This is a genomic window from Holospora curviuscula (assembly GCF_002930195.1).
GTDB classification, from domain to species: domain Bacteria; phylum Pseudomonadota; class Alphaproteobacteria; order Holosporales; family Holosporaceae; genus Holospora; species Holospora curviuscula.
Map to the genome: position 1 here is coordinate 103,545 of NZ_PHHC01000082.1, position 9,831 is coordinate 113,375.

Sequence of the window (9,831 nt, forward strand, 5' to 3'; positions counted from 1 at the left end):
TCGCTTCTATATTTTTTCCTAACAGCACAAAATCTTAATGAAGGTGGACGCTCTCATGTGGAGCATTAACCCTGCGCTGCACTAAGGTCATTCAATGAAGACAAAGCCTGTATTGGCCATGAGAATACGGCTAAAAACTTAGATATACGTCCTAAATAAGCACTTTCAGTGTGAGTGAACCTGAAAGAAAAGCCGGAACAATCCTGTATTTATGGATGCGCGATCCGCCTTAACAAGCGTATAGGATGAGGGATCATCACCCTATTTTCGGCAGCTTCGACAGTAATTTCGTAATCTTTAGACAACCTTAGATAATGATTGAGCCAAGCCAAGGTTCGTTCAAGAACCCATCTTTTGGCGAACACCGCCCATCCTGGGGTTCTGCAATTTTAATTGTCTTGTTAAGACTGTTTCTCACAAACTTTAGCATGGTTTTTCCATACACGACATCAGCGCAAACGTTTTTGAGTGTCGGATATTGTTGCAGAGCCGCTTAAAAAACATTGTACCCCCTTACTATGATTAGCGTCATGAACAGTACCGTGCACGAGATTGCCTTGTGTATCCATAACACTATGGTGTTTACGTCCCTTTTTTTTCTCCGTCAATACTGCGTTGTTCACAAGGCCCGGTAGTTTTGACACTGTGTGAATTAATCCTGCGATAGCTCGGGTTTTTACTTTCATCAGCTTTTATCCGACGTATCTTGACAAGCGTGATTAGTACTTTTTCTCATATTTCTGTGATCCTGACGCTTCGATAAAACGAATGTAGCGTGGAGTATGGTGGAAAATCTTTAAGAATTATTCGCTATTGGCAGCTGCTCTTTATTATGTAAACTAGTCTATTAACACGCTCTTTCTTTTTGTGTTTAATTCTATTACCATACTTGCCTCATTCAAAATGCTCCTTAATGAGCTCCTAGCCTGATCTGTTAAATTCCTTGGATCCCTCATTGTTATTACCTCTAAGCTTTACTACCTCCTTTTATCCATGAATACAGGTTCTAAATCACTGCTGGGCAAAAATACTATGTCCTTCAAACACCCTGCTAACTCTGTGAAGATAAATTCTGCCTGCGTAGGTTCTGTGCGATATATTAATTTAGCTTAAAAATAGGATTAAATGTGTTATATTTGTCAGAAAATGAAACAAAAGCAATAGAGCTTAAACTAGAAAAAAAAAGAGAATATATAAAATTAGGTAATAAATAAAAAAAAGCGCAAAAATAGTTATTGTAAATAAAAGTAAAGTAGGTACGCTAAGAAAATCATGCGTCATCCAACTTAAAGCACGATTACACAGAAAAGAAAAAAAATCAAAATTAGTTAAAAATGTATGTTGAATATAACGAAGATAAACCATGAGCAAAGATCACTAGGCTATGTAACGCAAGCATTACTTTTGTGTATAGAAGTCTTAAAAAATTAAGCTTTAGTAATAAAAACTTTTACTTCTGGGGGCTTGTGAAGAAACAAATATCAAGGAACAATCAACAATATAAAGCCTAAAAGTTTTGTATAGAGTGAAGAGAGTAATTTTCAAAAATAAAGGATAGGGTAAAAAAAGCGAAAAGCTCATAGATAAAAAGTGTGATAAGTATTACAGAAGACCCCATAATATCGCTGGAACAACAAGTCGGCCGCTCCCATGAGGTTTAATGAGTTTTGTAATACGAATCTTTTTAATCATTGGAAAAAATAGTATTTAATCAAAGCGCTAAAGTTTGGGCTAATTAAATTATAGAACATGCTTCGTTCCATAACTTTCAGAAGACAAAAGTATTGATTGAATCGCTTGGCTGCGCGGCTAATGTGCTTGCCAATAGTATTCCCCTGAACTGAACTCCATTGAGACATTCTGGGCGAATATAGAAACGATGCATTAAGGATAACATTACAGAATGCGCTCAACGCATATGAAGCTATAATCCGATTCTTTTCTGAACTTAATCCTATATGATTTTACTGTAGCAAAAATTTACGAAATAACGTTATATATTATCTCAACAAAGAAAAAAGCGCCAAAGGAAGCTTTAGAAGATTTTGGAGTAAATTAGATATATAACAAGTAAGTTAAAAAAGTAAAATGACGTGTCAAGCATAATATAGGTACCGCATTTTATACAAGAAAAAGTTATCTTGCAATAGTATTAAAAAAGCTGGAATTACCTTATTAACAAGGCTTTACTTATAAGAAAATAAGTGAAAAGAAAAATCAATTACTAGAAGGTGATAAAAGATATTTCCATGGAATACTTTAGGTCAGTTTCTGAAAGTGAGATGGAAATAAACTTGTTCTAAGATGACAAGATAAAGGCTTAGGTAAAAAAAGTGCAAACCGTATTGCTAAGAAGGGTGATAAATATTATGAGAAAATGAATGTTATAATAGGTTTAGAAATAATAAATCCCATAGCACCTAGGGTATTTAAGAGGGCTTGTAACACTGCACATTGTAATTATTGGGTAAAACATTGTTGGATCAAAGCACTAAAAAAACAAATTTTGGTTATGGATAATACTTCATTCCACACATCCTAGAATATAAAATCCTTAGACGTCAAAAGAACTCTCTGATCGTCTCATTCTCCTGATGTGGACCCCGTAGCCAAATTTTGGACTCATCTGAAGTGACGGACTAAAGATAACATGAGGAGGTTTAGGTATTTTTATAATGCTTTAAAAGTAATTCTTTTTTTACAGTTAATCTTAATTTTATTTTTGATGTGTGCGTAAAGGTTATTTTTGTAATGACTTTTACACTCCCAAAATTATTCTTTCTTAACTTTGAGTGCTGTGTTTTGGAAAAAGAAAAATTGGTCTAAGATCCGTTTAATCCTTTGATCATATCTAATACCCAACATGCACTGAAACAGATTCCACGGAAATAGCGCAAGTAGTCCATACTGCTTGGCAATATCTAAGTTAGGTGTGGATAAAATGCACTGCGCCGCACCGCAGGCTTCCAGAATTAACAAAGAGCCTCCCCACTTTACCCAAGCTTTACATTGATAATACTGTTGTGCCCAAAATAACGCGGGTAAAATGCCCCAAATGTATCCTCCCCCTGGGCTTGACAGAACTAAGGAAGACATGGGGCATATCCAAAAGCATTTTGCGCTCCCCAACGCTAACCAAATCAACACAATATTTAAGCCCCTTCCTCCTTGAAACCAATGAAGTAAACTAATAGTTGCAAAATAGAGAACATTCCAGGACAAGGGGGAAAAAGGAATTTGAATCCACCCAGCAATGGTCAAAAATACCAATCCTTTCAGGATTCCTAACAACAATTTAATCATAAAAGGTAATTTTTGACTTTGTTTCTGGATATTTATTCGGTGATGGAATTAGATAAATACTTTTCTGCTCCTTGTAATATTTCATAGTTTTCTCCATTTAATAATTTATCCATTTCTTGCTGGATGCGTACTCGTTTACGCTCTTGTCGTAGGATAGTTTTTATTTCTGTGTCTGAAGGACAAACTTGCTTTAGTTCTCCCTGTGTTTTTCTTCCCAGTAGTACGACACACACCACTGCTCTTAAATTGGTTAGTATATGAGGACCCAAAATTTGTCCCTCGGGAGCTTGAAAAAAAATTTTTAACAAATCAGGATCTAATGCAGATTCTGGTATCCATTCAATAATACCGGAATTTTTTTTACTATTACTTTGAGAAAATTGCATTGCGACTTGAGTAAAGGGAGCGCCTTGATCTAGCATGGTTTTAATGTTTTCCATTTCCTTGAAGGCTTCTTCTGGGCGAGATTTATAAAAAATGATAATCTCTCCATAACGAATATATTTAAGAGAGGGAGGGCGCTGGTTCCAATTTTTCTTATACATGGCGACTTCTTGATCACTGACAAAGAATTCTGCACCATAACGCCCTTCAATGTAAGATTCCCAAGACAAATTTGCTTTAAGCTGATCCTTAGCAATTTTTATTTCTTCTGGCAGCAAAATAATGGAAGGAAGAATTTTTTTTAAATCTTTAAGCCATACTTGATACATTTCATCTAGTTGTTGTGATAGAATCTCTACCTTGTATTCAAGCGCTAAAGATAATTGCAGACGTTCCATCAAAATTTGTCGAAAAATTGAAGGAGCGTATTGAGAAAAAGCGCTTTGGGGAATAAAAACTTGATGCATCTTAGGTAAAAATAAAAATCTTGCCCATACATCTAGTGTAGTGATTGGTTTTTTATTAACAGTGGCCAAAACAAAACAGTGTAAGCGATCATTACGCGCCCAAACCGGTGTAATAATAAGATATGCACAAATGGTTTTTAATAGTAAGTTTTTTTTGTTTATTTTTGTGTTTATACTAAAAATCATTCTTCAAAAAATAAAAAGTCTCAATCTAGGCGTTATTATGTCAGGGATAAAACTTTTTTTCAAGCATTTTTTAAATAGCTTATGGTAGAATAAGCTGCGTGTAATGTTCATAATAATAAAAAAATAAAATTAATGTACTAGATGATTTGATAAGGAGTTTTTTTAGCTGACTTAAATTTTTTTTATCTCCCCCCCTTGCAATAGTTTAAGAAATATGTCTATGATTCTAGTGTAAAAACTTTTAAAAGGTTATTTGTTATGAAAACATTCATTTTATTTGCTTCTCTCATTACCAGTATCGTTAGCGCAACAGCGGTTACGGAGCCCGCAGAGAAATCTGAAGATATGGACGGAAAAGAGAAGGATAAAGAAAAAGAACAAGAACATAAGTAAAGTTTTGCTCTACTTCAATAAAGAGAAAAAACAGTGTTTTTTCTCTTTACGTATTTATATTTAGTATTTACGTTACCCTAAAATTTTTAGAAACTAGTTAAGGTTCGTAAGTGGGTACGTTTTAATTTTTGTGGATCCACAGGAATCTAGGCACTGAGTAAAGGTACAAAATATGATTCGAAATACATATAGAGAGTTTTATCCAGGAAAACCGATTGCCCTCGTGGGTATGCCGGGGGTGGGAAAAACTACACTGGGTAAATTGTTAGCAGAATTTTTTGGAATACCGTTTTTTGATTCGGATAATATGGTAGAAAAAGCCGCTGGTGGCCTTTCAGTTTCAACCATTTACGAACAATTTGGAGAAACTGTGTTCAGAAGTGCAGAACAGTCTGTAATTCGTCGTGTACTTAAAGAAGAATCTTCTCATGTTTTAGCGACAGGTGAGGGAGCGTTTTTGGAACCTCAGACTAGAATGTTGTTGTTAGAAAATACTTGTACAGTATATATGTGTGCCAAACCCTCTCATTTAGCGGATAGGTTGTCTCGAAAAGCGCGTCCACAATTGGGATTGCCTCAACTAGATACAGCAACCAGTATGACGTCGGACGGAAGAAATTTAGCTTTAGAAAAGTTATTGGAAGAGATGCACGAGGAAAGAGATAAACTTTACGGACTTGCGGATGTTCGAGTTCCCAGCGATCAAGGAAGTTACGATGAAACGCTTGCAAGGGTTCTGGACGAGCTAAAATTACATTTTCATATCATATAGTGTATTGACATTAACGATCATATGCTGGTGATTATATTTGTTCTGCTCATTGCAATATTTGCGGTTTTAGCTGCATTTTTATCTGCCAGTGAAACAGCAGTCACTGCTTCTTCTCCTTTTCGTTTACATCAAATGGCAAAAAAAAATCCTTCTGTTTCTGTTCTTCTGGAACTTCAAAAACAGATGCCTATTTTAATTAGCTGCCTATTGTTTACGAACATTTGTTTATTAAATGGTATGGCTTCTATTGCAACGGAGCTGTTTCGCCAATATTTGGGCCCTTTTGGATTGGTGATTGCACCCATTGTTGTTTCAGCACTCACTGCATTGTACGTAGAAATTTTACCAAAAATTTATGTTTATCAATGTCCCGAGCGGGCTGCACTATTTTTGGTCCCTTTATTGCAATTTTTAAAGCGTTTTTTATTTCCTATTACCCTGCTTATGGATCGTATTGCGCACTATTCTTTGGCATGGCTTGGTGTCAGCAATACGAAAGAAGTGTCCAGTACACTAGAAGATTTAAGAGGTGCTATTGATTTACACGCGGGGTCTGGAATCATTTCTCATGAACGCGCAATGCTGGGAAGTATTTTGGATTTATCTCGGGTTACAGTATCTGAAATTATGGTGCATCGAAAGAACATTGTTTCATTTAGTATAGATCTTCCCTTTGAACAATTATGCGAGCATCTATTAACTGCTCCTTATACGCGGATTCCTTTGTGGAAAGATTCTCCGGACAATATTGTAGGCGTGATTCATGTGAAAAATCTCATGCGTTATTTGCAAAAAAAAGATAAATTTAAAGAGAATTCGGATATTCATTCTATGATAAAAGCGCCTTGGTTTATTCCTGAAACCAGTACGTTGTTTTATCAGATGCAATTATTTAAAGAAAAGCACTCTCATCAAGCATTTGTGGTGGATGAGTACGGATCTCTATTGGGAATGGTAACGCTGGAAGATATTTTAGAAGAAATTGTGGGAGAAATTCGTGATGAGTACGATGTGGATTTTCCTGGTGTACGTACTACACCCCAAGAAACTTATTTAGTACGCGGATGCGTCACGCTAAGGGATTTACGTAGACAATACGAATGGAACTTTGATGAGCCTTCTGTTTCAACCTTAGCAGGCTTAATCTTGCACACCTGTCGCACTATTCCAGAAGTAGGAACAGTAGTGCGGATTAAACAATTTGAAATGAAAATTTTACGTGTTCATCATCATCAAGTAACGCTTATTGAAGTCATTCCTTTAGCACCTTCTGGAACTACATAAATTGCATCCATTTTTAAAAAAAACAACTGTGCAATCTTTTTTAAGCGGTATATGTGCTGGATATTTAAGATGGGTGTATAAAACGAGTCACAAGGTCGTAAAAGGTCAGAACTATGTAGATATTTTTTATCAGGGACATAAGGCGGCTATTATTGTGTTTTGGCACTGTGAGATGGCTATGGCGCCTTTTGCCTGGAAAAAAGGAGTCCCTTTTCGTATGTTAATCTCTTCACATGGGGATGGAAAACTCATCGCAAAAATAGTGGAAAAATTTGGAATTCATTGTATTGAAGGTTCTTCTTCTCACGACCAAGGTACTGTAACTTTAAAGCAAATGTTAAACACTCTTTCACAGGGGATCAGTGTAGGTATTACCCCCGATGGTCCAAAAGGTCCTAAAAGTGTATTAAAAAACGGTGTATATGCGTTGGCACGACTATCCGGATGTCCAGTACTGGCATTGCGATGGAATGCTACGAGCTACTACATTTTAAAAAAAACTTGGGATCAGATGAAAATTCCGCTTCCTTTTGGTAAAATCGAATGGGTATGGAGTCCTCCCATTATTCTTGAAGAACTTTCTATGAATCGAGATAGATTTCAGTATGCACTTTATACTGCACTTCGTGAAGAGGGCTGACTAAGGTTGACTTTGGTGTCAAAATTTGTTATCTAAGCACAAGAGATGTAACTATCGTTGGAATGCTTAGGTACCGAAAGCTTTTTGTTGTGTTAACTTTTAGACTCATTTGTGTGTGGTATGTTTCGCAAAAATGCATTGCTGCTATCGTTCCTCCTCTGAAAAATGTTCAAAAGTATAGCGAACAAGTTCCTTTATGTGGTCATTCACGAGAAGAACGTGAAGCATTATACTCTTGTGTGCGTGCGTTAGAGGAAGAATTACTTTTGGTTAAGCAGCGTTTACGAAAAGAAACTTATCCACCGTTGAAAAAGCAATTACAGAAAAATATTTATACTCTCCAGTGTAAACTAAAGGAGGCAAAAAAAAAGTTGTGTTTTATGTGTGGAAAAGAAAAAATTCTTCATATAGAGCTAGAAGCGCCTTTTAATGTAAAGCGAAGAAGTGTGAGCATTGAAATCCCTTTACCTGAGAAAGATTTGGATGAAATACCATTACCTTTTTCTGTTACAAAATTAGAAATATTAGAGAAAATTGATCGATTAATAGAGACTTCGAATAAAAAAATTCAAGAATTAAAAATTAAATTAAGTGCTGTAAATAGTAAAATAAGGTTTTTAGAGTGTAGTACGTCTAGAAAAAATCTAGGAAAACTTCAAGAAGAGGCTAAATATTTAAAGTTAGAGTTAGAACAAGAACATCGTATGCTCAAGACATATGGCCTAAGTGACAAACCTTAATTACCTAAGACTTTCTTTTTTTATTTTTTAAAAATGCTCTTTAATTAATTTATACGCTATTTCTTCTTTTTTTTGAAACTTCCTTTTTACGAATTAAGCGCTGTTTTTAGGAAAAACTTTTAAAAATTTATTCCAATAATCTGTGAAAAATAAGTAAAATTTTTTTTAAATATTTTTTTTGGCTGTACTATTATCTAGATCCTGTCGTCATAAAATATTTAATCAAAGAAAAAAATATATTATTTGAACAGTAGCGAGTAAAACTACCGTATTTTGGGCATATCCTGTTGCTATCTCTTTCAGTGTTTTTAGATACAAAAAAGCATTTTCCACAAGGTTCCTGTATTTGTAAAAAGATTTTTTATATGGGCTCTCTTCGTTTCTATTGTTCTTAGGTGAAATAGCAGGATTAATGTGGTGATGCACAGTGATCTATCAAGAATTTCATTGGTATCGTATCCTTGGTCAGTAACGACATTGTGGGCCTTGATTTCTTCAGTAACTTTTTTCGCTTGTTTATAGTGAGCAAGGGTGGTGATAATGACTCTCACTAGAATGTCTTAGACATTCACAGTAAAATATAGCTTCCTGTCCTTGTTAGTCCGAGTCAATACTTTTGGGTAGCGCTTTTTACTGTGGTCCCATAAGGATGTATAGTAATAGAGCTTTTACTTATTACACGCCATTTATATTCTGGATCTATAATTATTTTCTCTAAAAAGGTTTTTCTAAATACTTTTATCTACCCATCTTCAGAGTCTTAGGTTTGTATTTTTCTCATCTATTGTACACATTTTTAGCCAAATCTCACATTGCGTTTGGTAGTAAGGAGTTTGCTTAAAAAACTTATGAAACGTGATAAAATTTTGTTTGAGGTTTTAATCGTAAGTAAAATGTATAAAAAATATCTATTCACTTGCTTTATTGCAAGTTTTTTTGGTTTATCCGATGCAAATGCTGCTGATGAAAAGACTAAACCCAAAAAGATTCAATAAGTCAGAATAATACACTTAAAAAAGCCGTTAACACACTCAACTTAATAACAGGCACACCTAAAAGTAACTCTCATGCATCAATGAACACTTCTTCACAGCTGAGTTCTAACCAAGCCTAATTATTCAAAAAAAAATATGTCCACAATCTTGTAGAGCTATCTTGGCGTGCAAAATTGTCTAAAAAGAAAAATTGTCAACAGCGATAAGGTAAGTTTTAATTAAATACTAACGCATAAGGCACTCAGAACTAGTCACGTAAAAAGTTCTAAAAAACCAAGCGTGGCAAGTTATAGAAGAAGAGATTAACAAGCGCAAGAAAAAGCAAGTAAGGCCGCAGCCTAAGGATGCTAGGCGGGTATGGAGCGGCATAGTTTATATCACGAAATAGCTGGTTTGGAGGGCTTTCTCTAAAGAGTGTAGACCATGAAAAAGAGTACTGAATGACTTTAATAGTCTAAAGCATAGAGAGATCATGCAAGTGTTGATAGATAAACCCAGAGATATCCTCAAAATCAAGAGAGGAAAAGAGCAAAATTTTAGTATAGGAATCATCCATAGCCAGAGCGTGCACCCAAAGACTTTTAAACACTGAAGAGATGGAAGCAAAAAAGGGTCGAATATAAAAAACATTTAGGAGTCAACACCTTGAGCTCGCCGCTCAATGGTG

Annotated in this window: 10 protein-coding genes; 6 read left to right on the forward strand and 4 right to left on the reverse strand. The window is 35.2% G+C overall.

The features are described 5' to 3' along the window. Positions 1 to 307: 307 nt before the first annotated feature. The 4 genes from HCUR_RS09825 to HCUR_RS03875 form a co-directional block, all read right to left on the reverse strand. Positions 308 to 430: a hypothetical protein gene (locus HCUR_RS09825; RefSeq protein WP_279337597.1), complete on the reverse strand. Its 123-nt coding sequence runs from the start codon at positions 428 to 430 to the stop codon at positions 308 to 310. Between the two features lie 19 nt (positions 431 to 449). After that, entirely contained in the window at positions 450 to 686 is a 237-nt protein-coding gene (locus HCUR_RS03860; RefSeq protein ID WP_104206830.1) for a hypothetical protein, read from the reverse strand. A gap of 2,086 nt (positions 687 to 2,772) precedes the next feature. Next, positions 2,773 to 3,303, reverse strand: a complete 531-nt coding sequence (locus HCUR_RS03870; protein WP_104206832.1) for a hypothetical protein — start codon at positions 3,301 to 3,303, stop codon at positions 2,773 to 2,775. Positions 3,304 to 3,335: 32 nt separating this feature from the next. Further along, positions 3,336 to 4,340 carry a peptidylprolyl isomerase gene (locus tag HCUR_RS03875; protein WP_104206833.1) on the reverse strand — a complete coding sequence of 335 codons (1,005 nt, stop codon included), beginning with the start codon at positions 4,338 to 4,340 and terminating at the stop codon, positions 3,336 to 3,338. A gap of 258 nt (positions 4,341 to 4,598) precedes the next feature. Here HCUR_RS03875 and HCUR_RS09830 point away from each other — a divergent pair, with 258 nt between their 5' ends. The 6 genes from HCUR_RS09830 (at position 4,599) to HCUR_RS08560 (ending at position 9,164) form a co-directional block, all read left to right on the forward strand. Further along, positions 4,599 to 4,733, forward strand: coding sequence for a hypothetical protein (locus HCUR_RS09830; protein WP_279337599.1), 135 nt, complete (start codon positions 4,599 to 4,601; stop codon positions 4,731 to 4,733). 172 nt (positions 4,734 to 4,905) lie between these two features. Next, on the forward strand, positions 4,906 to 5,505 hold the full coding sequence (locus HCUR_RS03880) for a shikimate kinase (protein WP_104206834.1): 600 nt from the start codon (positions 4,906 to 4,908) through the stop codon (positions 5,503 to 5,505). A 21-nt stretch (positions 5,506 to 5,526) separates the two neighbouring features. After that, the gene (locus HCUR_RS03885) at positions 5,527 to 6,789 is read left to right on the forward strand and encodes an HlyC/CorC family transporter (RefSeq protein WP_104206835.1); all 1,263 of its coding nucleotides are present in this window, start codon (positions 5,527 to 5,529) and stop codon (positions 6,787 to 6,789) included. A 154-nt stretch (positions 6,790 to 6,943) separates the two neighbouring features. Continuing rightward, the gene (locus tag HCUR_RS03890) at positions 6,944 to 7,429 is read left to right on the forward strand and encodes a lysophospholipid acyltransferase family protein (protein ID WP_165780733.1); all 486 of its coding nucleotides are present in this window, start codon (positions 6,944 to 6,946) and stop codon (positions 7,427 to 7,429) included. Between the two features lie 89 nt (positions 7,430 to 7,518). Then, positions 7,519 to 8,169, forward strand: a complete 651-nt coding sequence (locus tag HCUR_RS03895; protein ID WP_129591898.1) for a hypothetical protein — start codon at positions 7,519 to 7,521, stop codon at positions 8,167 to 8,169. A gap of 833 nt (positions 8,170 to 9,002) precedes the next feature. Continuing rightward, positions 9,003 to 9,164 (forward strand): hypothetical protein, encoded by a 162-nt coding sequence (locus tag HCUR_RS08560; protein WP_207760909.1) that lies wholly within the window; start codon positions 9,003 to 9,005, stop codon positions 9,162 to 9,164. Positions 9,165 to 9,831: the final 667 nt, after the last annotated feature.

Bases quoted from the DNA above. Each gene is read 5' to 3' on its own strand.
- HCUR_RS09825 (WP_279337597.1), bottom strand. From the start codon at position 430: ATGCTAAAGTTTGTGAGAAACAGTCTTAACAAGACAATTAAAATTGCA.
- HCUR_RS03860 (WP_104206830.1), bottom strand. From the start codon at position 686: ATGAAAGTAAAAACCCGAGCTATCGCAGGATTAATTCACACAGTGTCA.
- HCUR_RS03870 (WP_104206832.1), bottom strand. From the start codon at position 3,303: ATGATTAAATTGTTGTTAGGAATCCTGAAAGGATTGGTATTTTTGACC.
- HCUR_RS03875 (WP_104206833.1), bottom strand. From the start codon at position 4,340: ATGATTTTTAGTATAAACACAAAAATAAACAAAAAAAACTTACTATTA.
- HCUR_RS09830 (WP_279337599.1), top strand. From the start codon at position 4,599: ATGAAAACATTCATTTTATTTGCTTCTCTCATTACCAGTATCGTTAGC.
- HCUR_RS03880 (WP_104206834.1), top strand. From the start codon at position 4,906: ATGATTCGAAATACATATAGAGAGTTTTATCCAGGAAAACCGATTGCC.
- HCUR_RS03885 (WP_104206835.1), top strand. From the start codon at position 5,527: ATGCTGGTGATTATATTTGTTCTGCTCATTGCAATATTTGCGGTTTTA.